General features: G+C 42.3%; 21 protein-coding genes. 16 read left to right on the top strand and 5 right to left on the bottom strand.

All coding sequences use genetic code 11. From position 1 onward, the window contains the following. Positions 1-250: 250 nt before the first annotated feature. The 3 genes from KXV15_RS01700 to KXV15_RS01690 are packed head-to-tail and all read left to right on the top strand — an operon-like array spanning position 251 to position 4,114. Complete coding sequence (locus KXV15_RS01700) at positions 251-1,060, top strand: enoyl-ACP reductase FabI (protein ID WP_240006423.1); 810 nt, start codon at positions 251-253, stop codon at positions 1,058-1,060. 44 nt (positions 1,061-1,104) lie between these two features. Next, positions 1,105-3,279, top strand: a complete 2,175-nt coding sequence (locus KXV15_RS01695; RefSeq protein WP_240006422.1) for a primosomal protein N' — start codon at positions 1,105-1,107, stop codon at positions 3,277-3,279. A 52-nt stretch (positions 3,280-3,331) separates the two neighbouring features. Next, positions 3,332-4,114, top strand: a complete 783-nt coding sequence (locus KXV15_RS01690) for a TerC family protein (RefSeq protein WP_240006421.1) — start codon at positions 3,332-3,334, stop codon at positions 4,112-4,114. Between the two features lie 251 nt (positions 4,115-4,365). Here KXV15_RS01690 and KXV15_RS01685 read toward each other — a convergent pair whose 3' ends face one another. After that, a complete protein-coding gene (locus KXV15_RS01685) occupies positions 4,366-6,078 on the bottom strand; it encodes a response regulator (protein ID WP_240006420.1) in 1,713 nt (570 codons plus the stop codon). Positions 6,079-6,154: 76 nt separating this feature from the next. On the opposite strand from KXV15_RS01685, the gene pgi reads away from it, so the two are divergent. From pgi to hemW, 7 genes are all read left to right on the top strand, one after another. Further along, the gene (gene pgi, locus KXV15_RS01680) at positions 6,155-7,741 is read left to right on the top strand and encodes a glucose-6-phosphate isomerase (protein ID WP_240006419.1); all 1,587 of its coding nucleotides are present in this window, start codon (positions 6,155-6,157) and stop codon (positions 7,739-7,741) included. 253 nt (positions 7,742-7,994) lie between these two features. Next, positions 7,995-8,939 (top strand): alpha/beta hydrolase, encoded by a 945-nt coding sequence (locus KXV15_RS01675; RefSeq protein ID WP_240006418.1) that lies wholly within the window; start codon positions 7,995-7,997, stop codon positions 8,937-8,939. A 117-nt stretch (positions 8,940-9,056) separates the two neighbouring features. Beyond that, on the top strand, positions 9,057-10,193 hold the full coding sequence (locus tag KXV15_RS01670) for a toxic anion resistance protein (protein WP_240006417.1): 1,137 nt from the start codon (positions 9,057-9,059) through the stop codon (positions 10,191-10,193). Between the two features lie 3 nt (positions 10,194-10,196). Beyond that, positions 10,197-10,898 carry a 5-bromo-4-chloroindolyl phosphate hydrolysis family protein gene (locus KXV15_RS01665; RefSeq protein WP_240006416.1) on the top strand — a complete coding sequence of 234 codons (702 nt, stop codon included), beginning with the start codon at positions 10,197-10,199 and terminating at the stop codon, positions 10,896-10,898. 61 nt (positions 10,899-10,959) lie between these two features. After that, positions 10,960-11,391: a hypothetical protein gene (locus KXV15_RS01660; RefSeq protein WP_240006415.1), complete on the top strand. Its 432-nt coding sequence runs from the start codon at positions 10,960-10,962 to the stop codon at positions 11,389-11,391. 18 nt (positions 11,392-11,409) lie between these two features. After that, positions 11,410-12,015 (top strand): RdgB/HAM1 family non-canonical purine NTP pyrophosphatase, encoded by a 606-nt coding sequence (gene rdgB, locus KXV15_RS01655; protein ID WP_240006414.1) that lies wholly within the window; start codon positions 11,410-11,412, stop codon positions 12,013-12,015. Then, complete coding sequence (hemW, locus tag KXV15_RS01650; protein WP_240006413.1) at positions 12,012-13,139, top strand: radical SAM family heme chaperone HemW; 1,128 nt, start codon at positions 12,012-12,014, stop codon at positions 13,137-13,139. Before rdgB ends, hemW begins: the two co-directional genes overlap by 4 nt. Here the strand turns inward: hemW and polA are convergent. Further along, entirely contained in the window at positions 13,136-15,982 is a 2,847-nt protein-coding gene (polA, locus tag KXV15_RS01645; protein ID WP_240006412.1) for a DNA polymerase I, read from the bottom strand. The two genes, hemW and polA, sit on opposite strands and share 4 nt — an antisense overlap. 2 nt (positions 15,983-15,984) lie before the next feature. Further along, positions 15,985-16,533: an exonuclease domain-containing protein gene (locus KXV15_RS01640; RefSeq protein ID WP_240006411.1), complete on the bottom strand. Its 549-nt coding sequence runs from the start codon at positions 16,531-16,533 to the stop codon at positions 15,985-15,987. A gap of 53 nt (positions 16,534-16,586) precedes the next feature. Here KXV15_RS01640 and thiE point away from each other — a divergent pair, with 53 nt between their 5' ends. The 3 genes from thiE (at position 16,587) to KXV15_RS01625 (ending at position 20,518) form a co-directional block, all read left to right on the top strand. Then, positions 16,587-17,216 (top strand): thiamine phosphate synthase, encoded by a 630-nt coding sequence (thiE, locus tag KXV15_RS01635; RefSeq protein ID WP_240006410.1) that lies wholly within the window; start codon positions 16,587-16,589, stop codon positions 17,214-17,216. Next, the gene (locus tag KXV15_RS01630; protein ID WP_240006409.1) at positions 17,213-18,184 is read left to right on the top strand and encodes a tetratricopeptide repeat protein; all 972 of its coding nucleotides are present in this window, start codon (positions 17,213-17,215) and stop codon (positions 18,182-18,184) included. The genes thiE and KXV15_RS01630 overlap by 4 nt, the downstream gene beginning before the upstream one ends. Before the next feature lie 189 nt (positions 18,185-18,373). After that, positions 18,374-20,518 carry a M48 family metallopeptidase gene (locus tag KXV15_RS01625; RefSeq protein ID WP_240006408.1) on the top strand — a complete coding sequence of 715 codons (2,145 nt, stop codon included), beginning with the start codon at positions 18,374-18,376 and terminating at the stop codon, positions 20,516-20,518. 43 nt (positions 20,519-20,561) lie between these two features. Here KXV15_RS01625 and KXV15_RS01620 read toward each other — a convergent pair whose 3' ends face one another. Continuing rightward, the gene (locus tag KXV15_RS01620; protein ID WP_240006407.1) at positions 20,562-21,323 is read right to left on the bottom strand and encodes an alpha/beta hydrolase; all 762 of its coding nucleotides are present in this window, start codon (positions 21,321-21,323) and stop codon (positions 20,562-20,564) included. 97 nt (positions 21,324-21,420) lie between these two features. Between KXV15_RS01620 and KXV15_RS01615 the strand changes: the two genes are divergently transcribed. From KXV15_RS01615 to typA, 3 genes are all read left to right on the top strand, one after another. After that, on the top strand, positions 21,421-22,560 hold the full coding sequence (locus KXV15_RS01615) for a glycosyltransferase family 4 protein (protein WP_240006406.1): 1,140 nt from the start codon (positions 21,421-21,423) through the stop codon (positions 22,558-22,560). A 10-nt stretch (positions 22,561-22,570) separates the two neighbouring features. Continuing rightward, complete coding sequence (locus KXV15_RS01610) at positions 22,571-23,560, top strand: glycosyltransferase family 9 protein (RefSeq protein ID WP_240006405.1); 990 nt, start codon at positions 22,571-22,573, stop codon at positions 23,558-23,560. A 91-nt stretch (positions 23,561-23,651) separates the two neighbouring features. Then, positions 23,652-25,475, top strand: coding sequence for a translational GTPase TypA (gene typA / locus KXV15_RS01605; RefSeq protein ID WP_240007190.1), 1,824 nt, complete (start codon positions 23,652-23,654; stop codon positions 25,473-25,475). Positions 25,476-25,600: 125 nt separating this feature from the next. Here the strand turns inward: typA and KXV15_RS01600 are convergent, their stop codons facing one another. Next, complete coding sequence (locus KXV15_RS01600; RefSeq protein ID WP_240007189.1) at positions 25,601-26,395, bottom strand: inositol monophosphatase family protein; 795 nt, start codon at positions 26,393-26,395, stop codon at positions 25,601-25,603. Between the last annotated feature and the right edge of the window lie 31 nt (positions 26,396-26,426).

Genomic DNA, 26,426 nt, shown 5'->3' with positions numbered 1-26,426 from the left:
CTTTTTTGCATACGCAAAGGTTTGATTAATATTGGTTTTATTGGGAATAAATATTGTTACAAATGAGTAGAATAGAACTAAATATCTATGCGAGGCATTGGTTATTCAACCAGATGCCGGACAAAATCCGTAATTTTTAATTTTTAATCCTTAATTCTAGTTTCGTTGCGGCTTTTTCTTGACCATTGACCGTAAAATTGCGAAAGGGAATTGTAACAAATAAACAGTCAATTCACGGAAGGAATATGAAATGGCTTATCCGACTGGAAACATTATGGCAGGAAAACGCGGTCTTGTTATGGGCGTTGCCAATGATAAATCAATCGCATGGGGCATTGCCGAACAATTGGCGGCACAAGGTGCAGAGCTTGCCTTCACTTATCAAGGTGAGGCATTGGAAAAACGTATGCGCCCATTGGCTGAAAGCGTTGGTTCAAACATTATCCTTGAATGTGATGTTACAAATGACGAAGCAATGGACAAAACCTTTGCCGAATTAGAGGCAAAATGGGGCAAGATTGACTTTTTGGTTCATGCGATTGCCTTCTCTGATAAAAATGAGCTTAAAGGTTCATTTGTTGAAAATACATCACGCGATAACTTCCTTAAATCAATGGATGTTTCGGTTTATTCATGGGTTGCGGTTGCCAAACGCGCATCAAAACTTATGACCGATGGTGGCTCAATGATTACCCTATCTTATTTGGGTGCAGAGCGCACCATTCCATCATATAATGTTATGGGCGTTGCCAAAGCAGCACTTGAAGCATCAACCCGTTATATTGCGCGTGACCTTGGTCCATCTGGCATTCGCGTTAATGCAATTTCTGCGGGCCCAATGCGCACCCTTGCCCTTGCGGGCATTAAAGGTGGTCGTGATTTGGTTGGAACCGGTCGTGAATGGTCATTGTTAAAAGAAGATACCACAATGGAGGGTATTGCCGGCTGTGCATTATGGCTATTGTCTGATCTTGGTGCATCAACCACTGCTGAGGTTGTGCATGTTGACGCTGGCTTCCATGCTGTTGGTGTGCCCGAATCTGCCGCAAGCGCGGAATAATATTGTTATTGCGTAATTATACGTAACGACAATTTTGTGAGAAAATGACAAATATCGCCAATATCTTGTTTCCAATGCCAATTTCAGAAGGGTTTGATTACCAAATCCCACAAGGCATGGAATTAGGGATTGGCGATTTTGTTTATGTGCCTTTTGGAAAAACCACACGAATCGGCGTGGTTTGGGGGTTGGGTAATATTCCACCAAAAGATATCGCCCTAAAAGACATAATTTCCAAAAGCAGCACGCCACCACTTGCGCCTGATGTATTAAAATTTGTTGATTGGGCGGCAAAATATCTGGTTACATATCGTGGAAGTATTTTGGGGCATGTCCTGCGCCCACAAGATGCCCAAGCCGATGGACCGTTTATCAAAAAAGTTATCCGCGGCCCAATCACGCGCACCAGACTTACAGAAAGTCAGGAAAAAGTCGTCCTAATTTTATGGCAAGACGATTATATGCCATTAACGCGAACAGAATTGGCACAATGTGCCGGTGTTTCGGTGGCAATCATCGCGACACTTATTAAAAAAGAAATATTGGCGGAAATTTCGGTAAGTGTTGATGCGCCATTCGCAACGCCAAAAGCGTTGCCGAGCAAAACTGAATTAAACCCTGCCCAATTAGCGGCAAAGAATGAAATTGCGGCGGCGGCAATTGAAAAAAAGTTTACGCCATTTCTGCTTGATGGGGTTACGGGTTCGGGCAAGACCGAAGTGTATCTTGAGGCAATTGCCGATATTCTTGCCAAGGATACACAGGCACAAATCCTTATTATGCTTCCCGAGATTGCTTTAACCCAAACTATTATTTCCCGCATTTCAGAACGGTTTGGCATTATTCCCGCCGAATGGCATCATGATTTGGGCGCATCGCAAAAGCGCCGCGTCTGGCGCAGAATAAATGACGGTAATGCACAAATAATAATTGGCGCACGCTCAAGCGTATTTTTACCGTTTAAAAACCTACGCCTTATCATAATTGATGAGGAACATGATACATCTTATAAACAAGAAGATGGGTTGCGTTATCATGCACGCGATATGGCAATTGTGCGCGCCAAATTTGCAAATGCGGCAATTGTTATGGCATCGGCAACACCATCTTTGGAAACCCGCAATAATGCACTTACCCAAAAATATCGGCATTTGGTACTTGCCAACCGTTTTGGATCTGCGGTTTTGCCCAATATTGAGTTAGTAAATTTAAAAGATTATCCGCCGCCAAAAGACCATTGGATTTCACCGATTTTACGTGAAGAAATTGCCAATACCCTTCATCGCAATGAACAGGTTTTATTGTTTTTAAACCGCCGTGGTTTTGCACCGGTAGTTTTGTGCAGTAGATGCGGCCATAAAATGACCAGCCCAGAAACCGATTCGTGGTTGGTTGAACATAAATATAATAATACCCTTGTTTGCCACCTTACGGGTTATACAATTCCGAAACCCGATAATTGCCCCGAATGTCATGGTTTTCAGACCCTTGTTTCAATTGGCCCAGGCGTTGAACGCATTGCAGAAGAAGCAAAAGAACTCTTCCCCAAAAAAGTCATTGAAGTTTTGTCATCCGACACTGCAAACGACCCAAAAAAGCTGCGCGAGCTAATCGATAAAATGGAAAACCATGAGATTGATATTCTAATCGGCACACAAATTACCGCAAAGGGTCATAATTTCCCATTCCTTACACTTGTTGGTGTGGTTGATGGCGATTTGGGATTAAAAGGTGGCGATCCGCGTGCATCAGAACGCACTTATCAACTTTTGACACAGGTTGCGGGGCGCGCCGGACGCGCCGAATTACGTGGCAAAGCAATTATCCAAACCTATTACCCCGAAAATGAGGCCTTCCAAGCACTTTTAAACCAAGACAGAGATGGCTTTTTACAAATTGAAACTGAAATGCGCGCCGCAACCGGCTTTCCACCATTTGGACGGCTTGCCAATTTGCAATTAATGGCAAAGTCAGATGCAGCAATTGAAAAGGCATGTGAAATTGTTTCAAATGCCCTGATTGCCGCCGAGGGGGTGGAAGTTTGGGGGCCCGCACCACCGCCAATTGCCCTTGTACGCGGTTGGCGGCGGCGGCGTTATTTGGTGCGTGCCGATCGTAATGTTGATATTTCCGCTTTTATGTTGGCATGGCGCAAAAAATTTAAGCTTCCACCCGAAGTTCGGGTTATAATTGATATCGACCCATACAGTTTCTTGTAAAATTTACAGAATGAATATTGCCCTAATATTCAAATTTTGGCATTCAAATATTATGGAAAACTTGTTTCACTGGATTGCAGATCCCGCACACTGGATGTCTTTAATAACCCTTACCTTCCTTGAGGTGGTTTTGGGCATCGACAATTTATTATTCATTTCAATTGGCGTCTCCAAATTACAAGGGAAACAGCGCGACCTTGCCTCTAATATTGGGGTTTGGGGCGCAATGGTTTTACGCATTCTAATGCTTGGCGGGATTTTTTGGATTATTTCGTTGGGCGCAAATGCCCTTTTCACCCTTCCCCATGCCTATGGTGAGTTGGTTGGACATGGCAATGAAGAAGCAATCAAAGAAGCTGTTGAAGTTACCATAAAAGACCTAATTTTAATCGGCGGCGGATTGTTTCTTTTGTACAAAGCAACCGAAGAAATCCATGCCTCGGTTGAAGGAACTGGTCATGAAGAAGGCAAAGCCGCCACAAACTTTAATTCGGTTATTATTCAACTTATTACCATCAATATTGTATTCTCAATGGATAGCGTGATTACAGCGGTGGGTATGACTGATGTTTTGGGTATTATGATTTTGGCGGTTATTTTATCAACCTTTGTTATGGCGGTGGCGGCAAAACCATTGACCACATTTGTTGATGCCCACCCAACCGTTAAAACCCTTGCCCTTGCCTTTATCCTTCTGGTTGGCGTGGCATTGATTGCAGACGGTGCAGGCGTACATATTCCGCGTGGCTTCTTATATTTCTCACTCGCATTCTCGTTGGGCGTAGAGATGATAAATATTTTACAACGCAAGAAGAATGTAAACGGCGGGCATTAAACCCGCCCAACGTTTTTATAAAAAATTTGCGTAGCAAATTTTGTCTCTTCGCCTGTTCCGAAAACCGTTTCACACTTTTCGGGGCTCATCGCGGCGTAGAGATGATAAATATTTTACAGCGCAAGAAGAATGTAAACGGCGGGCATTAAACCCGCCCAACGTTTTTATAAAAAATTTGCGTAGCAAATTTTGTCTCTTCGCCTGTTCCGAAAACCGTTTCACACTTTTCGGAGCTCATCGCTAAATAATATTTACGCCGCGTTTAATGTTTTTTGCGCATTACCACTGACCCATTTTTGTAAAATGGTTTCAAGCGCATTTAATTCCAGTGGTTTGGTTATAAAATCATCCATACCAGCGGCTGAACAGGCACGACGATCTTCTTCCATTGCGGCGGCAGTTAAGGCAATTATTGGTAATGCCTTAAGCCCTAAGGCACGAATTTGTTGTGTTGCCGCAAGCCCATCCATAACCGGCATATGAAAATCCATGAACACAAGATCATATGGGGTGGTTTGAACCGATTGCACCGCTTCTTCACCATTGCCAACAGTGACAACATCGCAGCCCATTCGCTCAAGTAATGATTTCGCCAAAAGCGCATTAATTCGGTTGTCTTCGGCCAAAAGCACCCGTACACCAGAAAGCTTTTTAGTATTATCGGCGCGTTCATCATTGCTGACTTCAATCATGTCATCAACTATATTATCAAGCGCAAGTTTAACCCGTTCCAACAATGAACCAAGGCGCAATGGTTTAATTAAATATCCAAATGCACCCTTTTCCCGATAGGTCTCGATTAATTCACGTTTTTCTTGCCCAATCATGGCGATACATGGTGGCGGGCCTTTTAAAATTGTATCAATGGCATCGCTTTCAAAACCATCATCAAGCAATATGGTTTTGACACCTCTTAAATCTTTTGTGCTGTTAAAACGAATGACATTTGCGCCATAAACACCAAGATTACACGATAGCACATCGTAAAGAACGTCTGACTTGGTGGCGATTGCAATTTTCTTGTTTTTGAAATTATATTCATTTGTTGCGGGTTCGACGGTTTTAAACGGCAATTCCACGCTGAAAATTGTGCCGCCTCTTGGGTTTTGCATAATTTTAACATCGCCACCCATTGCCTTTGATAAACGTTTCACAATCGCAAGACCAAGGCCCGTGCCACCATATTGGCGTGTGTGTGATGAATCTGCCTGGGCAAACTCATCAAAAATGGTTTCAATCTTGTCTTGTGGAACACCAATCCCGCTATCTTCAACACAAAAACATAAGTGTTCACTATTGCGGACATCAATGCGCAAAACAATGCCGCCTTCATGCGTAAACTTAACCGCATTGGACGCAAGATTTAGGATGATTTGACGTAAGCGGCCATCGTCACCAGAAACTTTCTTGGGAATATTTTTGCCAATTGCCACCATTATGTCCAAACCCTTTTCATGGGCGCGCGGTGAGCAAATCTCAGCAATTGATTGCAATGTATGAACAGGGTCAAAATTCACGGTTTCCAAATCGATTTTGCCGCTTTCAAGTTTAGCATAATCGAGAATGTCATTTAAAAGCCCCAAAAGGTGCTGGCCAGAGTCTTGAACCGACCCAAGCCATGAACGCTGCGCAGATGTAAGCTCACTCATACCCAAAAGACCGGCCATGCCGATAATGCCGTTTAAAGGTGTGCGTATTTCATGACTAAGGGTGGCAAAAAGCATGGTTTTTGCGCGTGCAGTTTCGTCGGCATCAGGGCGGAAAACACCAACAATTGTGCCATCTTCACATTCATTACAGGTCCAGCCATGACGACTTTCAAGCCATGGCGCAAGCCTTCCTAATTTGGCATTTTCTTTGAACCGATTTTGTGCAAGTTGGTTCGAAAATAGGATTCGGCTGTTTTTTCCGGCAACAACTGTTGCCTCTGGAATGTCGTCGATTGAAACTGTAATATTTTTCATGCTAGAAGCATCGCATAAATCAGTTAAATTTATTTCAAAATTAAATTAAAATTTTATCGATTAAGGCATTTTTCCCATGAAAAACGAATTAGAACAAATGGCCACAATTGCAAAAACCCGTAAGATTGAGGAATTATTCAAGACAGGAACCCGTCTTGATAAACTATGTTTGCAGTTTGGCGAATGCTTTTTTGATTTCTCAAAATCCCAAATGTCTGAAGACGAACTTGTGACATTAATTGCATATGCAAAAGAGAAAAACCTTGGCGATAAAATCAAGGCAATGTTTAGTGGTGATGCCATTAACACCACTGAAAATCGGGCGGTCTTGCATGTTGCACTTCGTAATCATTCACGCAATTGGCATGCAAAAGGTGAAGACGCAAACGAATATAAAGAAGTTATGAAACGCGCCAGTGAATTTGCCCAAAAAGTTTTTGACGGCAGTGTGAAGGCAAAGAACGGCAAGCCATTTTCGGCAATTTTGCATATTGGCATTGGCGGTTCTGATCTTGGTCCGCGTATGGTTTATGAGGCTTTAAGACCAATCGATGCAACTGGGCCTATTTTGCGGTTTTGCGCAAATGTAGAACCAACAGAATTTGCACAAGCGGTTGCAGGAATTGACCCAGAGACCACTTTAATTGTTTGTGTATCGAAAACTTTTACCACTATTGAAACCCTTACCAATTTTGCGCTTGCTCGCGACTGGTTGCAGGCGGCAATTGGAACAGATGATAAAGAACATTTGGTTGCAATTTCATCCGCCCCAGACAAGGCAATGAAATACGGCATCAAAGAAGACAGAATTTTTGGTTTTGATGAATGGGTTGGCGGTCGTTATTCGGTATGGTCAACCGTTGGCTTATCATTGGAAATGTCTTTGGGTTCTGAAATCGCTAAGGCATTTTTAGATGGTGCCAAAGCAATGGACGAACATTTTGAAACCACTGATATTGGGCAAAACATTCCGCTTTTGGGTGGGCTGATTGGTTATTGGAACCATACGTATTTGGGCTATACGACACGGGCAATTATTCCATATGCGGCACGCTTAAAACTGCTACCACAATTTTTGCAACAACTTGATATGGAATCAAATGGCAAGGGTATTGACAAAAACAATAACCCGATTGCCATTTCTGGCCCAGTGGTTTGGGGTGCAGAGGGAACCAATGCACAGCATGCCTTTTTCCAACACTTGCACCAAAGCCCACAAATCACACCGGTTGAATTTATTATCATTAAAGATGGCGGCACTAAATATGCGGCATCGAATCAATTAACGCTTGCCAATGCCCTTGCCCAATCAGAAGCACTAATGCGCGGCAAAAGCCTTGAGATGGTAAAAGAAGACATGCGCAAAGCCGGTAAATCTGATGAAGAGATTGAAAAAATCGCACCGCACCGCGTGTTTACCGGCAATCGCCCTAATATATGTGTAGTTCTTCCAAAACTTGGCGCATATGAAATTGGTGCATTAATTGCCTTTTACGAACACCGCACGTTGGTTGAAGGTCTTTTGTGGGACATTAACTCATTTGACCAATGGGGGGTTGAGCTTGGAAAAGTGATTGCCCTTGAAATCAATGAAGATTTAACCAATGGCGCATGTGAAAAACGCGACCCATCTACTGCTAATTTGATTAAAATCTTATCATAGCTGTAATACGGGTGACATAAATTTAACCTTAGAAGTATCTAATGTTCATATTGTGTTAAGCGAAACTGCTTTTTAATTGGACAAACGCAAAATTCATTATAAGCTGTACGGCAATTTAATGAATTTGCGTTAAATGTATGACGGCTCATAATTTATAAAACGGGAGGGTCATTATGCAGACTGGATTAAAAAAATGCAGCGAGATATGATTAATAAAACATTGTTAAGTCGGCGCAATATTTTGGGTGCCTGCATGTGCGCACCTATTCTTGCTTGTTCAAACAGTGCAAATGCGCGCGGACTTTCACTTGGGCTTTCAAATTTATTTGGCAGCAGCACGAACAAAAACTTCGAGACATCTTACCGCGATTGTTTGGGAGTTCCGCTTGCAGTTTATAAAAACGTTCAAATTCAATCATTTGATGGTTCACACATTGATGTGAGAATTGCTGCCCCTGCTGAGGCACCGTCAGCACGAATGCCAATTATTGCCTGCTGCACTGATGATGCCCCTGGTCCCGATTACGATTTGATGACGGGTGCAATTGCACAAAAAGGTTATCTCATACTTACCCTTTCTTATGCCAATGCCAAACTATCTGAAGGCAGCATGTTTACAAGCACTAGACGTGCGCAATATTTGCAATTCATGCTAGATCGTCTTCCTGATATCCTTAACGCTTATGGCGTTGATAAGCGCATGGTTGACCGTGAAAAAATTGGGGTTGCCGGTCATGGTGAAGGCGCATGGACGGCACTTGAACTAATTGGCTATGGTCGTGGTCTTAAAAATAATTCGTCATTTGCTGACGGTCGCATAAGCTCTAGTTTTGCACTGATGCCGACGCCAATAACGAATATTTCAATGGCACCATCGCTTATAAATACTGATAGAATTTATGGACAAGGCTTTATTGCTGGTGATTTGACCACTTTACCACCACCGCCAAAGGGTTCTGGTCTATTAGGTCTTGGATTACCAACCCAATCAACGGCTTTTGGTGGATTATTGGGCAAAAAGCGTGGCAAGAATAGTGAACCAAACCAAAGAGAAATTCTTGCTGCAGCATGTGCGGCTGGGAATTTATTCTTTGATTGGACATTAAAAGGTCAAAAAGAGGCTTATGAACAATTGGTCGCGCTTGATGGCAAAAAACTGCCAAATATTCCAACCAGCCTGACAATGGTAAAGGCATAACCCTTTAATTTTTGCAGGTTGGGGAAAATTTATTGCAGGTTACTGCTTTAATTGGCTTTAAAATCTCCAAACTGATATTATCTTAAATGAATTACGGTTTTTCGGAGAATAGCCCAAATGAGCGATGAAAAAGATGCAGCCCCGCAAGCTGAAACAGTAAATATTCAAGAGGTTGCAAGTCTTGACAACAAGGTGACAGAAAAGAGCACTTTGCCTGAAATCACCGTCAATAAGCAAGAACTTGATATAATACGGGCACAGATTTCATTGGAAGATCGTGCATCAATCGCCACATTTGGTGATGCCGCACAGAAAAAAGTTGTCGCATATGCCGACAAAATTCTCGCGCAAACCCGCAATAAGGAATTGGGTGAAACCGGAAAATTACTTACTGATATTATTGCAAAGGCCAAAGGTCTTGACCCGCAATCAATTCAGAAAAAAGGTTTTTTTGAAAAAATGTTCGGCAACGTCCGCGCCGAAGTAGAAAAGTTTAAGGGTCGTTATGATGATGTTGCTGGACAAATTGATGCAATTTCAATCGAACTTGATAAAAGAAAAGATGGTCTGCGTCGTGACATTGCGGTTTTAGATGATTTACATGAACAAACCGCCCAATCAATTGCACAATTAACCACCTATATTGAGGCCGGTGAAGCATTTGCAATTGAAATGAAGCAAACCCGCCTTCCGGAACTTAAAACAATTGCCGAGCAGGCTACACTTAATGGTGACGGCTTAATTGAGGCGCAAAATTATAAAGACGCTGAACAGGCGCTAGATCGCCTTGAAAAGCGAGTGTTTTATTTAAAGCAAGCGCGCCAGATTGGTATTCAACAATTACCACAAATTCGTATTGTGCAGTCCGGTGATGAGACATTAATCGAATCATTACAGGCATCAACGCGCCTTACTATTCCACTTTGGAAGCAGAAAATGGTTTTGGTTTTGGGGCTTAATCGTCAGCAAGACGCGCTTGAGATGCAAAAAGCGGTAACCGATGCCACCAATGCCATGTTGCGTGAAACTTCTGCAATGATGAAGAATCAAGCAATTTCAATTGAAGAACAATCCCAACGCGGTATTGTTGACCTTGAAACCCTTGAACAGGCTAATCGTGACCTTATCGAAACCATAAATGGCGTTATCCAAAAGCAACAAGAAGGACGCGTCAAACGTGCCGAAATTGAGGTGCGCATGGGACAAATGACCGAAGAATTACGCCAAGCACTTATCGAGGCGGAAAGACGGTAAAATATGGCCAAGGGGGACGATGACGAACATAATTTAGGTCAATGGAAATATGTCAAAGAATGGCTAATTAGCCCCAAAGGCATTGGCATGATTGTTGGCTTTTCCATAATTGCTATTATGATTGAAAACCCATGGGTGTTTTTTGGACTAACTATGGGTATTATTGGCGCCGCAACCTCTTATGCCCGCAAAAGGAGCGCGCAAGAACAAGAATTCATGCTCTATAAATACAACCAAAACACTACTTCTGTTCCGCCAATTCAGCCAGAACCAGAAGACCCCGCAATACATAAAAAAGTAATTGAGGACGCCAAACCAGATTTTAATGAAATTAGAGCAGCGGCGGCGGTTGCTTCTGGTGCAGTTGGTGAAAATTTGCGCTCTATCGTTAAAAATGCCGAAATGATGCAACATGAATTATTGCGCGATGCTTCAAAACTATCTGAAGTGCAGCGGGTATTTACCTATTATATTCCCGCCACTGCCGATCTTTTGACTGCACGCGGTAAGGCAATGATTGGCAATGACGAAGCCAAAACACATGATATTGACAATATGATTGCCCGCCTTGAAGCAGCATTTAGGGATTTTGCGGCGCGTATGCATGGTGAAGATGTCCGTTCGATTGATATTGATATAAAATTACTTGATCAATCATTAAAACAGGACTTGCCGTTTGAAATACGCAACAAAGAAAAGTTCTAAAATATAAGAATAATTTGTAATAAAACATTGCGATTTTTCAGTTTCCGCGTAGAATGGAAATATGGTTAAAACCCTTGAACCCGGAGCACAACTAGCAATTCATGCCATCAGACGTGCCAGTCTGAAGGACGGTGCGTCGTGCCCAGTTAATACCGAGCGGGTAATTGCAGCGCAACTTTCAATGCGCGCGTTTGCGCAAATTTTACTTGAAGCAGGTCGCAAGCTAAACCTTGGCGAAGTTGGTGCAATCGACCCCACGCCGGATGAAAGAACGCTTTTAAACGTTATGTCTGCGGCACAAAACGAAGATGATGACGCCTTTCTTGCTGGCTTACGCTGGCTTGTTGGACGCGAGCCATCAGGCGGAATTCGTGAATGCGCCCGCGCAGCCGCCGCATCTTTTGCCGCCGCAGGATGGACATGGGGTGCACCAATTCCAAAACGCACACCCGAGCCACCATATGGCATGAAACCCGTAAGACCAGTAAATTAAAAGCGATAAATAAACTAAATGAATTTGCAAAACCTTGTAATTGCCACCCATAATAAAGGCAAAGTCCGCGAAATTAATGATTTGCTTGCACCTTTTGGCGTTAAAGTTAAAAGTGCTTTGGATATGGATTTGCCAGAACCTGAAGAAACCGAAAATAGTTTTGCGGGTAACGCATTACTAAAAGCTCGAGCTGCTGCGTCCGTTTCTGGCATGACCGCACTTGCAGATGATTCGGGCCTTGAAGTTTTTGCATTAGGTGGTGAACCTGGAATATATTCGGCACGCTGGGCAGAAAACCCAGAAACCAAAATCCGCGATTTTGCTTTTGCCATGAACAAAGTTAAAAACCGCCTAGAAGCACTAAAAACCAGTGATTATAGTGCGCGTTTTGTTTGCGTTTTGGCGCTTGTAACACCAGATGGTGAAGAACAGATTTTTGAAGGTGAAGTACGAGGGCATTTGGAATTTCCACCACGTGGTGAAAATGGCTTTGGCTACGATCCAATCTTTGTCGCAAATGGTGAAACCATAACCTTTGGCGAAATGGATCCTGCAAAAAAACATGAAATGTCCCACCGTGCTGATGCCTTTAAAAAGCTAGTAAATTCGGTGTTTAAATCTTGAGGAAGCTAGGGCTATATATCCACTGGCCCTATTGCGCCAAAATCTGCCCATATTGTGATTTCAATATTTACCGCGCGCGTGGGCGTGATGTTGATGGTTTGGTTGCCGCAATAAAAACCGAAATTCTAAAATGGCATAGTAAAATGCCGTCACGTAAATTAACATCAATATTTTTTGGTGGCGGAACACCTTCATTACTTTTGCCATCAAAAATCGGTGAGATAATAACACTTTGTGAAAAATTGTGGGGGTTTGAAGATGATGTTGAAATCACGCTTGAAACCAACCCCGATGATGCCGCAATTGATAAATTAAAATGGTTTAAAAAAGTTGGTATCAACCGATTATCCCTTGGGGTACAGTGCTTTTCTGACAATGGCCTAAAAGAATTGGGGCGCTTTCATAGTGCTGCAGACTCTTTTAACGCAACAGAAAATGCCCGCAAAATTTTTGATAATGTTTCAATTGATATAATCTATGCACGCCCCAATCAAAACCTTGATGAAATGCAACAAGACTTCATCATTGCGTCCGAATTTGACGTTGACCATATATCGCCTTATCAACTTACTATTGAACCCGAAACAGCATTTGCGCGCAAGGCGGCACGCGGCGCATTAATTCCAAAGCCCGATGATGAAGCCGGTGAATTTTATGATCTTGCTGGGAAAATTCTTGATGAATTAGGCTATAAGCAATATGAAATTTCAAATCATGCCAAAAGCCCAGATAAATTTTCAAAACATAATTTAATTTATTGGCAATCGCAGGATTTTATAGGAATTGGCCCGGGGGCTCATGGACGCTTGGGCGGCGTTGAAGACCGCATTGCAACCCTAAACCACCTTCGCCCCGATGAATATATTACGGCAATTAATAAAACTGCCACCGCCACAATAGAATATGAGAAACTGTCTGGAAGCGATGCCGCACGTGAATATTATCTTATGGGTTTGCGCCTTAACAATGGATGTGCATTGCTTATGAATGACGGGGTTTTAAACCACGAAAAATTAAGCACCCTTATCGATGATGGCTATATCGCCAAAGACGGAAATATTATCAAAATCACCGATAATGGACGCAAATTCGCGAATTATATAGTCTCACAAATTCTCGATTAATGCGCATCATTCCAATTTTTGCCAATACCAGCTTCAACCACCAATGGCACAGATAAATCCACCGCAGGAAGTGCCGCTTTTTCCATTATTGGTTTGATGATTGCAATCGCATCTTGGGCATTATTTTCTGGCACTTCAAAAATCAATTCATCATGCACCTGTAACAGCATTTTAACACCGAGATTATTAGTTTTTAAAACTTCATCAAGGCGCGCCATCGCACGTTTTATTATATCTGCTGCGGCACCTTGAAGTGGCGCGTTAATTGATTGACGTTCGGCATATGCACGCTCTGCCCCGCCCTTGGAATTAATACCTTCAAGATAGATACGTCGCCCAAATAGAGTTTCAGCATAACCGTTTTTACGCGCAAAATCCTTTTTTTCTTCCATATATTGCTTGATGCCAGGAAAACGAGCAAAATAGGTTTCAATATAATCCTTGGCTTGTGCTTGGGAAATACCCAATTGGCGGGCAAAAGCCCATGCCGATTGACCATAAATAATACCGAAATTAATAGCTTTGGCACGGCGCCTGATTTCAGAGGTCATTTCCGACATTGGTACGTTAAACATTTCCGATGCAGTGGCGGCGTGAATATCCAATTTATCAATAAACGCCTGCTTAAGCTGTGGAATATCGCCAACATGTGCCAAAAGGCGTAATTCAATTTGCGAATAATCGGCAGAAATTAGTGACTTGCCGTTTTCAGAAATAAAACAATGGCGAATTTTACGCCCTTCTTCTGTACGAATTGGGATGTTTTGCAAATTTGGATCGGTTGATGATAAGCGCCCAGTAATTGCCCCAACCATATTAAAAGAGGTGTGTACACGACCAGTTTGCGGTTTTATTGCCGCCTTTAAGCTATCGGTATAGGTTGATTTCAGCTTGGCAAGTGTGCGGTATTCAAGAATGACATTTGCCAATTCTTGCCCATTTGCTGCAAGCTGATCAAGAACATCAGAATCAACCTGCCACTGCCCACTTTTGGTTTTTTTACCCCCCGAAAGCCCCATCTTTTCATAGAAAATTTCGCCTAATTGCTTTGGGCTTTGAACATTGAATGTTTCACCCGCAAGTGAATATGCCTGTTGTTCATATTCCGCCATGCGCGCGCCAAAATCTTGTGACAGGCGGTTTAATTCATTCAAATCAACTTTTATGCCCGCCATTTCCATTTTGGCAATTGGCGCAACCAATGGGCGCTCGATGTTTTCATAAACCCGTGTTACCCGCTCGTGAACAAGGCGTGGTTTTAACATTTTCCAAAGGCGCAATGTAATCTCGGCATCTTCGGCGGCATATTTGGTTGCATCAGGTATTGGCACTTGGTCAAATGTAATTTGTGCTTTACCAGTTCCACAAACATCTTTGAAGGCAATCGCGCGGTGATCAAGGTGAAGAATTGATAATTCATCAAGCCCATGCCCCTGTCTTTCTTTGCCAGAATCAAGAACGAAGCTAATAAGCATTGTGTCATCAATTGGTGCGGTTTCTATGCCGTATTTTTTTAAAATTGCCCAATCATATTTAAGATTATGACCGATTTTTAAAATCGCCGCATCTTCAAAATATGGTTTCAAAAGCCTTATGGTTTTATCAAAATCAGGTTGGCCATCTAATTTTTCGACAAAAAGTGAATCCGCCGCCGACACATGCGCCAAAGGTACATAATATGATTTGTTTTCGCCAATTGATAAACAAACCCCAACCAAATTACCGCCAACATTATCAAGCGCATCGGTTTCCGTATCAATCGCAATATAACCCTGTGACTTACCAATTTCGAGTATTTCTTTAAGTCTATCCAAATCCGAAATGGTTTCAAATTTTTCGATTTTTATAGGGTTAGTATTTGTACGAGTAACACTATTTTTCGGTGCATCAGACGCAATTTCACCAACCATTGCATTATCTGCAATATGCCCTTCAACATCCAAATGTTTACGAACACGTGAGGTAAGCTGTGAAAACTCCATTTCTTCAAGGAATTTCATCAATACCGCCGCATCAGGTTCTTTTACTCGGAATTCATTTAATGGAATTACATCAGGAACATCATCTTTTAAGGTAACAAGCTTTTTTGAAACCTCGATTTGTTCACGGAAGTTTACCAAGGTTTCGCGGCGTTTTGGTTGTTTAATTTCTTCGGCGCGGTTTAATAATTCTTCTAATGAACCAAAAGTATTGATAAGTTCGGCGGCGGTTTTAATGCCAATCCCTGGTGCACCAGGAACATTATCAGAGCTGTCACCTGCCAATGCCTGAACATCAATCACTTTATCTGGGGTGACGCCAAATTTGTCATTAACCGCATCAAGGCCCAGAGGCTTATCTTTCATCGGGTCATAAAGCTCAATATTGCCACCAACCAATTGCATCAAGTCTTTATCAGACGATACAATGCGCACCTTTGCACCCTTTTCAGTCGCCATTTTGGCATAAGTGGCAATCAAATCATCGGCCTCAAACCCAAGCATTTCAATCGCAGGAACACCAAAGGCCCGCGTTGCCTCACGTATTAATGGGAATTGCGGAATAAGATCCTCTGGTGGTGGCGGTCTTTGTGCCTTATATTCTGGGTAGATTTCATTGCGGAAAGTTTTTGATGAGGCATCAAAAATCACCGCCAAATGGGTCGGGGTATCACCATTGTTTTTGCCATCCGCCAAAAATTTATAAAGCATATTGCAAAAGCCAGAAACAGCATTAACCGGCAAACCATCTGATTTGCGGTTCAAACCTTTGATGGCATAAAAGGCACGAAAAATATAACCCGAGCCATCAATAAGGGTAAGGATTGAGTTTTCGCCAATGTCTGAAGTGGTGTCTATTGTCATTTCTAACTCTTTTTATTCTTTTTAAGGACTTCAAACCATTCATCAAGTGTTTTGCCACTGTCACGGATTGCCATAACCAATATTTCCCCTGATACGCGCGCGTCTTCACACGCATCATGGTGTTTGAACTTGATTTTAAAGTCAGATGACAAATTGGCAAGCCCATAACCACGTTTTTGATATTGCGCCCATGTACGACGAATAATTGTTGTTGCATCAAGCCAAAGATATTGTGGCTCTGGTAAGATATCGCGCTTTATTGCCCCAAAAATCGCTGAACGGTCAAAATAAGAATGCGAAGTTACAATTGTATCAGATAGCCAAGCATTCACTTCTTCAAAGACTTCAAAGAATTTTGGTGCAGATTTCACCATAACGGGCTTGATGCCATGCACCATAATGTTTGCGGGTAAAAAACCTTCATCCGGATTTATAAGGCAATTATATTTATCAACCACTTTACCGTCTGCAAATTTAACCATACCAATTTGGCAGATTGACGCGGGTGAATTATTCGCGGTTTCAACATCAATAGATACAAAAGAAGGCATAAATTCTTGTGACCTTATTGCTTTAATAATGCAATAAATGATATTGGTAATGAATGACAAAAACACAAATTTATCTCATTAGCCCACCAAAAATTGACGATTTAAAGACATTCCAGAAGCAGTTGGATGATGTAATTTCATCAAAAGCGATATCGGTTTTTCAATTGCGTCTAAAAAATCTTGAAAATCGTGATTTCGTTCTTTTGGCAAAAGAAATTTTACCGCCGCTTCAAGATGCTGGCATTGCATGTATAATAAATGATAACCCTAAAATTGCCCGCGATGTAAAGGCAGATGGCGTGCATTTAGGGCAGTCAGATGGCACAATTGCCGAAGCGCGCAAAATTTTGGGTAATGATAGAATTATCGGGCGCACTTGTCATAATTCGCGTCACCTCGCAATGATGGCCGCAGAAGAAGGCGCAGATTACGTTGCCTTTGGCGCATTTTACCCGACCCAAACCAAAGAAGTTAAACATATGGCCGAGCCTGAGATTTTAACATGGTGGCAAGATTTAATGGAAATTCCGTGTGTTGCAATAGGCGGCATTGTAGCAGAAAATTCCTTGCCGATAATTAATGCAGGGGCGGATTTTATTGCGGTTTCTTCTGGTGTATGGTCACATTTGGGCGGGGTTAAAACAGCATTGAATGAACTTAAACAAATTTGCGAAACTAAATGAAAAAATTACTACCGCTATTCTTTACCCTGATTACCACCTCAGCAATGGCACAGGTTTTGCCCCGTATGCCAAACGGCCCAACACCAGAAAACAAAGACATTCGTGTTGAACCATTAAAGGTTCCAACCATTGGTGAACTTAATAAAGCGGTTCTTGCCTATCGGGCTGGTGATTATGAAAATGCCCTTAAAATTAGTGATGATTTAGCAAAACGCGGCGATGCCAATGCCGCCGCATTAGTTGGTTTTTTATATGAAAATGGCATGGGGGTTGAAAAATCCTATGAAATGGCCGCGAAATATTACCGCCAAGGATCATTGCAAAACTCATCAGACGCCATGATGGGCATGGGTCGTATTTGGGTGCTAGATAATAACGTAGTTACCTCGGAAGAGGTTGATAACGCCTATAAATCAGCAATCAAGGCCAAAAGAAATGATGCTTATACGCCTTATGGTGACTTTTTAATGGCGCAAAGCCGTTTTCAACTTGCTGCCGCGCAATATGATATTGGCGCACAAAAGGGCGATGTTAATGCCGCTTATTCACTTGCAATCTTGCTTGATGATGGCGATGAAAATATTCCCGATGATTTTGCAAAGGCGCGCACCCTACTTAAGCAGGCGGCAGATGGCGGAATTCCGGCGGCAATGGCCGATTATGGTTTATTAATTTATCAAGGACGTGGGGGCGACAAAAACCTTGCCCAAGCCGCAGAATGGTTTAAAAAATCTGCCGAAGCGGGTGATAAAACTGGGGCTTTTTATTGGGCACTGGTTAACGCCAAGGGCGAAGGCGTAAAACAAGATATTCCTACGGCGAAGAAATATGCCGAAATTGCTAAAGGTGAAGTTCCAGACGCAGAAAGACTTTATCAGCAAATTTTAAATTATGAAAAATTAAAGGGCAATAATTCGCAAAATCAAAAGCAAACCAACGTAAAGCCGAAATCAAAACCCCAAAAATAGAAAATCATTATATTAATACGACACAACAAATAACCCTATGACAATATGTCATAGCGCTTTAGAGGTGTTTCGACAAAAAACCTTTAAAAAAGTATGGAAATTATATTTCCCCATGGTATTCATTTCGATTCTGCAATCTGAAATAATCTTATAAAACAAATTATAATTTGAAAATAAGAGGGAAATATAATGGTAAATTCGCAACCTAAAAAAGGGCAATATTTTTTAAAACTGATTGGAATAACATTATTATTGCCATTGGCGATTATGATATTCGGTATTTGGGCACAGGCCAATAAAACCACCCAATCACCGGAACTACAATATGCGATTACCGAACAACAGAAAATTGTCGATGAAATAAGCGCGCGTTTTGAAAAAGCAGGCAAGCCAGATTTTACCATTCAATATGAAAGTGGGGGCACGACATATGGCGGCCCAATGGCACTTACCCAAGCAAAAAGAGATCTTGAGGATTTACAAAATGCCAATAAAATGTCTGATGTTCGCACCAAGGCAGTGCCATTTATTATAACTTCAGCGGGTATAAGTCTTATTATTTCTATCATCGTCCTTGGCGCTGGGATTTTTTTAAGTGCGATTGGACGGCAATCGCGTGCGGCATTGGCACATTCATTTTCAATTTTGCGAATGTTGTTGCCCATGGCGATGGCGGTGCAGGTGGTGGCAACCACAATTGCAGGTGTCGCAGTAATTGCATACTTTGTTTTGGCGGTTTTCCACCCCGGTTCATTATCAAATTCGGAAATGAAATTGGTGGTTTTCGGGATAATGTTAATTGGCGTTATTCTTTGGGTCGCTTTAAAAACGATTGTACAATTACGTCATGCACTTGCTGCATTTAAACCAAATCCATATCCAATTATTGGACGACAATTATCGCGTGACGATGCACCAGGCATTTGGCATTTTGTTGATGAACTTGCTGAAAAGCTTAATGCCATTAAACCCGATCATATTGTTGCAGGGATTGAGCAAGGTTTTTTTGTAATTTCTGGTGAAAAAACTCTTGAGCCCGCAAAGGAAACCCTAAACGGGCATACATTATATTTGCCATTACCATTAATGCCATTTTTGAAAAAAGATGAATTAAGGGCAATCATTGGCCACGAATTATCACACTTTTCTGGTGGTGATACCGAATATAGCCAACGTTTTGTGCCGATTTATGCAAGCATTAGTCGCTCTTTATATGCGCTTGATGATGGTGTTAATTCTTATGATAGGTTCTTGCTAAAGCCAACGCTTTATCTTGGATTGTTTGTGATGGAACAATTTGACCTTGCGGTCCTACACTGGAGCAGACTGCGTGAGTTTGAGGCCGATAAAGGCGGCGCAAAAGTAACATCAAACGAAGCATCGGCGCGCGCCTTATTGCGCAGTGTTGCAACCGATAAACCACTTGGCAAAGTAATGTCCCAAGTTACGGTACTATCGGACAGCAAATATGATGATTTAGTTGCCGAAGTTTTAAAAGCGGCAATTGATGATGGCATGGGGGATCCATCAACCCATCTTGAAGATAAAATCCCGCACCCAACCGATACCCACCCACCAACTTCACAACGTATCGAAGCAATGGGGATTAAAACGGATACGAATTTAATTGCAATTGCCAAAGAAGCACCAACCCAAGATGCCATTAAGAATATGGATGAATATTTCAAAGATTTTGGGCAATTATCACGCACACTCACTGACGAGCTTTATAAAATTGTGCGCACCAATGCAGTAGAATACCGCAAACAACTTGAAAGCAGGGTTGCAGAAATAAGCAATGAAGATAGGCCACTTACCGCCAATCCTGGTATTATAATGTGGTTAATTAGTATTTTTGCCATTTTATGTCTTGCCGGTGGTGTTGCATTGTTCTTTGCCTTTACTGCAAAGGCAGACAAAGATTTATTTATTGTGTCTTTGGTCTTTCTTGGTTTTGGAGCATTCCTACTTTGGGCGGCCTCAATAATGTTTGTTCATTCCAGATACCCATTCATGGTTTTAAAGGCACATGAAATTGGTGTTACGGGTCTCGATGCCCCTATTTCGTGGGGGCACGTCATGAAATATGATGTAAGCCTTGCCAACCATCAACTTATCACAACTTTGCACTTAAATGATGCTGCACCATTGCCACAAAAAACCAAAGGTAAGGGACGCGTGCGTATCAATAAAAAGAAAAAGACCATAACTATTATGGGGATGCTGCCAAAGGGTCTTAATTTTAAAACTTATTTGGAATTAATTGATAAATATATTAATGCCTATGATGCACATGAAATATTGAACAAAAACAATATTCCAAAGCAAATATAAATTATAAAGCCCCCATATTGGGGGCTTTTTCATGCTAATCGTTTTATTTGACCAAATTTTTTATTTGATTGGTCAATATTTGCTTTAAAAATGCAAGATCATCATCACTGGAAAGGCGATGATCCCCTTCCTTAATATAGCAAAGCCTTACATCAGGTGTTGTTAAATTCTCCACAAGTTCTAATGAGCGGGCAAATGGCACATCCGCATCCTTCAGACCATGTATAATGGTCACAGGCACATTAATTTTGATTTTGTTGTGCAGTATTAAATGCGTTTCCCCATCCTCAATTAATTCACGTGTTACCCGATAACCATTGTCATCATATTCAGATGGGCGCAGCCAAAATCCATTATTGGTAATTTCGTCTTTTACTTCTTGGGGAAATTTATCCCACATCAAATCCTTGGTAAAATCTGGTGCAGGGGCAAGCAATATTAATGCCTTGACCCGTTCTGGATGTTTAATAGCGTAACTCAATGACAACCAACCACCCATTGACGAACCCAAAAGGATTAAGTCACCCTTTGTTTGCTGTTCAATCATAAATTCGGCGTCTTCAAGCCATTTTGAAAGCGTGCCATCTTCAAAATCACCTTCTGAAACGCCAGTTCCAGAATAATCGAATAATAATGATGAAGCACCATTTTCTTTGGCGGTTTCGGCAACAGTTTGCGCTTTTGAACCAAAAAAGTCTGAATGATAACCACAAAGCCAAACACAGTTTAATGACGAGATTTCGTTTTTAACAAATCCTAGATTTTGCCCACGTGGATTGGTAATGAATTGAATATTATTGGTCATGGCGAACTTATTCCAAATTTTGGGAATAATTACAATGATTCATTATTCCAAATCTTTATGACTTTGAATTTTGTTATAAATAAACTATTGAAATTATATGAGCTATAATATCCTGCAAATAATTCCTGAACTTGACATTGGCGGTGCAGAGCGAACTGCTGTTGAAGTTGCCGAAGCGATTGTAAAAGATGGCGGCAAGGCATTTGTTTTGTCAAACGGCGGTATTTTGGAGGGTGAGTTAAAGAAACATGGGGCGACCTTTATAAAGGCAGACGTCAAAACCAAAAACCCGTTTAAAATCCTTGTTAGCAATGTGGCACTAATCAAAAAGATTATCGCCGAAAACAATATTGATATTGTTCACGCCCGTTCACGCGCGCCGGCGGTTTCGGCATATCTTGCGGCAAAGGCAATGGGTGTGCATTTTGTTACCACTTATCACGGGATTTATAACGCTAAGTCATCACTAAAACGCTGGTATAATGGTTTTATGGCGCGTGGCGAATTGGTTATTGCCAATTCCGAATATACCAAGGCACATATTATTGACCAACACCACCCAGACCCAGTCAAAATCCGTGTGGTTTATCGTGGCGTTGATTTAGAAAAATTTACCCCAGAAAAAGTTGATCAAAACACAAAAGATGCACTTATTAAGAAATGGGGATTGTCGGCAAAAACTTTGCCCAAAGTCCTACTTCCTGCCCGTCTTACGGCGTGGAAGGGGCAAAAGGTTTTGATTGAGGCCGCAAATATTTTGAAAGCACAAAACATATTTGCCGATTATATTTTTGTTGGCTCGGCACAGGGACGCGATGAATATGTTTCTGAATTAAAATCACTAGTAAATTCGTATGGGCTTGATGAATATTTTCATTTTGTTGGGCAATGTAATGATATGCCAACCGCTTTTGCAATTGCAGATATTGTTACCACACCATCAATAGAACCAGAAGCATTCGGGCGCACCGCCGCCGAGGCGCAGGCAATGGCGAAACCAATCATTGCATCGCGTCTTGGCGGGGCAATGGAAACTGTGGTTGATAATGAAACTGGCTTTTTAATTGATGTTGGCAATGCAACACAATTGGCACAAAAAATCAGCCAGATTTTGGCAATGCCGCCGATGGAGATTGCAAATTTGACCAAATTAGCCCAAAAGCGTGTTAAGTCTTTGTTTTCAGCCGCACAGTTGCAAGAAAAGACATTGGGCGTTTATAAAGAAATAATGAAATAAAGGGCAAGTCATGCAACAGGATATTGTAAGACAAGATCTGACGCGGGTTTTGGTAATATCTTTGGGTAGCTTGATTGATATTGCCCACAATATTGCTGCATTAGAGGCAATAAGAAAATATCACACCAATGCACACATCACATTAATTACCGAGCCAGAATATAATCGTTTTATGTCTGCCTGCCCATTCGTTGACGAGGTGGTTACAAATTGGCGAACTAATGGCCTCCGACAAGAGTTAAACTTTACCAATAATTTGCAACGTGCATCTTTTGAAATGGTATATGATTTGGCCCAGACCGAAGAATCCGAAGGGATTTATAAAAAATATTGGCTTAAAAAACCGATGTGGTCTGGCATTGCCATGGGCTGTTCACACCCATTTGTTGATCGCGCGCGAACCAATATGCACCCACTCGATAGAATTGCCGAACAATTGTGGCTATGTGGTATTGGTCCAAAAGAAGGCTATCCCATTGGGGCGGCGCCTTTGCCAAATTTAAAATGGGCATTGGAACTGAATGATTACCATACAATTCCCGAAAAGTTTGGAATTGATGGTAACTATGCCATCCTAGTACCAGAGGCCGCCGTGGGGCGCCCCGGTGATATTTGGTCGGTTGCAAGATTTGTTGAACTTGCAGGGGAACTAATATCGCATGATATTAAGCCCGTTTTGATGGGAACACATCGCGCCATTGCCGTGGGCAATGAAATACGCGCACAATTACGTGGAATTGATGATTTAATCGGGCGTGTTGATGTTTTTGAATATTTATCACTTGCCCGTGCGGCATCACTTGTTGTCGGCTCAAATAGTGAGTTGGTGGTTTTGGCGGGTCTTGTGGGTGCACCAACCGTTTCCATAATAAATCCAGAGGCCGCGAACATAAGACAAGTCGCACCACGCGGCAAATTAACGGTTTCTGTGGTTGCTCGTGACTTTAAAGACATCAAAGTTGAGCAAGTAATAAACGCTGCCCGCGCCGTTAGGGATTGACCTTTTAACGCAAAACCTATATTGGGCGCGCAAAAGAACAGCTCCCCGCATTTTAAAGGACACCAAATTGACTAATCTACATGCGCCGTCAATGCGCAATATTGCTATTATTGCCCACGTTGACCACGGCAAAACCACACTTATGGACGGCATGCTTGCCCAAGGCGGCGCATACCGTGAAAACGAAGCACGCGCCGAACGTGCAATGGATTCCAACCCACAAGAAAAAGAACGCGGCATTACCATTCTTGCCAAATGTACTTCTATTGAATGGGGGGACGAAGAACACCCAACCCGTATTAACGTTGTTGACACCCCAGGACACGCCGATTTCGGCGGCGAAGTGGAACGCGTTCTTTCAATGGTTGACGGCTGCTTGCTATTGGTTGACGCCATGGAAGGCCCAATGCCACAAACCAAATTCGTGCTTTCAAAAGCATTGGCACAAGGCCTAAGACCAATTGTGGTTTTGAACAAGATTGACCGTCCAAATGCACGCCCAGCAGAAGTTCTTGACGAAGTTTATGAGCTTTTCATGGCACTAGGCGCATCTGAAGAACAATTCGACTTCCCAGTTGTTTATGCATCTGGTCGTGACGGCTGGGCATCACATGAAAATAACGGCCCAACTGAAAACCTTAACGCGCTTTTTGAAACCATCATTAAACACGTTCCTGCACCAGAAGCAGAAAAGCATACCGAAGAGCCATTCTCTATGCTTGTGACCATGATTGATGCCGACCCGTTCCTTGGTCGTATTTTGACCGGACGCGTGCAATCAGGCATTGCAAAAGCGGGTCAGCCAATCAAAGCAATTTCACTTGATGGTGAAGTAATTGAAAAAGGCCGCGTTTCAAAAGTTCTTGCATTCCGTGGTCTTAAACGCCAACCAATTGATGAGGCAATCGCAGGTGATATCGTTTCAATTGCTGGTCTTACCGATGCAACAGTTTCACACACAATTTGTGATCCGTTGATTGAAACCCCAATTCCATCAACACCAATTGATCCACCAACCCTTTCAGTAACTGTGATGGTTAACTCATCACCGCTTGCGGGTCGTGATGGCGACAAAGTACAATCACGTGTTATCCGTGACCGTTTGTGGAAACAGGCGGAGTCAGATGTTGCAATCCGCGTATCTGAAACCCATGACCGCGATGCATACGAACTTCAAGGTCGTGGCGAATTGCAAATTGGTGTTTTGATTGAAAACATGCGCCGCGAAGGTTTCGAACTTTCGATCTCTCGTCCGCGCGTTGTTACTCAAAAAGATGAAAATGGTGAAACTCTTGAGCCTATCGAAGAAGTTATCATCGATGTTGATGACGAATTCTCTGGCTCAGTAGTTGAGAAAATGTCACTTCGCAAAGCTGAACTTCATGATATGCGCCCGTCAGGTGGTGGCAAAACCCGCCTTACCTTCTATGCGCCATCACGTGGCTTGATTGGCTATCACTCTGAATTCCTAACCGATACTCGTGGTTCTGGTATTATGAACCGTATTTTCCACGGTTGGGCACCTTGGAAGGGTCCAATTGCGGGTCGTCGTAACGGTGCAATGGTTTCAACTGATACCGGTAAGTCTGTTACTTATGCGCTTTGGTATCTTGAAGAACGTGGCGTTTTGATGATTGGCGGCGGTGAAGATGTCTATGAAGGCATGATTATCGGCGAAAACGCAAAACCAGAAGATATGGAAGTTAACCCATTAAAAGAGAAAAAACTTTCTAACGTTCGTTCAAGCGGTAAAGATGAGGCAATGCGCCTTACCCCGCCACGTCGTTTAACACTAGAGGCGGCAATCTCTTGGATTGAAGATGACGAATTGGTTGAAGTAACACCAAACGCCATCCGCCTACGTAAACAAATTTTGAATGCATCATTCCGTAAACGCAAACCAAAAGCGGAATAGAAATTTAAATTCAAACAAAATTGCACCCCGCGTTTTTCGCGGGGTCTTTTTTTGCGTAATAAAAAGAAGCCCCGCAATTAATGCGGGGCTTCTTTAATTCTTTATTACCAAAATGGTGATTTGAATTAAGGTTTGATTTCTTTCAAAATCGCCTTCATTTCAAGGGCAATTTTTTGGTTGCCCGCCAAAAGGTTTCCGGTTTCGGTAAAATCTTTACCGTCAATCTCTTCACAGAAACCACCTGCTTCGCGAACCAAAACCACGCCGGCCGCATAATCCCAAATTTTAAGATTGCGTTCCCAATAGCCATCATAACGACCGCAGGCAACCCATGCCAAGTCAAGTGATGCCGAACCATAACGACGAACGCCAGAAACTTTTTGTGTAAAGCCATGAAGCTCTTTTAAAAACTGTCCATGCCCTGGCGTACCTTTGAATGGAATACCAGTTGCAAGTAGTGATTCCGACAATACGCGGCGACCCGATACTTTTAGGCGGAATTCATTACGCCATGCACCTTTTCCGGTTTCTGCATGATATAATTCTTCGGTAATTGGGTTATAAACCACGCCGGCTACAAGACGACCTTCACGTTCCAAAGCAATTGAAATTGCAAAATGTGGAATTGCGTGAATGAAATTGGTTGTACCATCAATTGGGTCAACGATAAATTTATGGGTCTTATCTGTACCTTCAACAAGGCCGCGCTCTTCACCCAAAAAGCTGTAACCAGGGCGGGCTTTGGTCAATTCTTCAAAAAGGATTTCTTCACATTTAAGATCTGCCGCCGAAACAAAGTCGGAAGGGCCTTTTTTAGAAACCTGAAGATGTTCAACTTCGCCAAAGTCGCGCTTGATTGCTTTACCCGCTTTTAAAGCAGCATTAGTCATAATAGTTAAAAGGGGGGACATCGCCACCATTTTCTTCAAGCCTCACAATTTAAAACAACAA

The sequence above is a fragment of the Pseudaquidulcibacter saccharophilus genome, from assembly GCF_019455445.1.
In the GTDB taxonomy this organism is placed as follows: Bacteria; Pseudomonadota; Alphaproteobacteria; order Caulobacterales; family Aquidulcibacteraceae; genus Pseudaquidulcibacter; species Pseudaquidulcibacter saccharophilus.
This window is presented reverse-complemented; position numbering and strand designations above follow the sequence as displayed.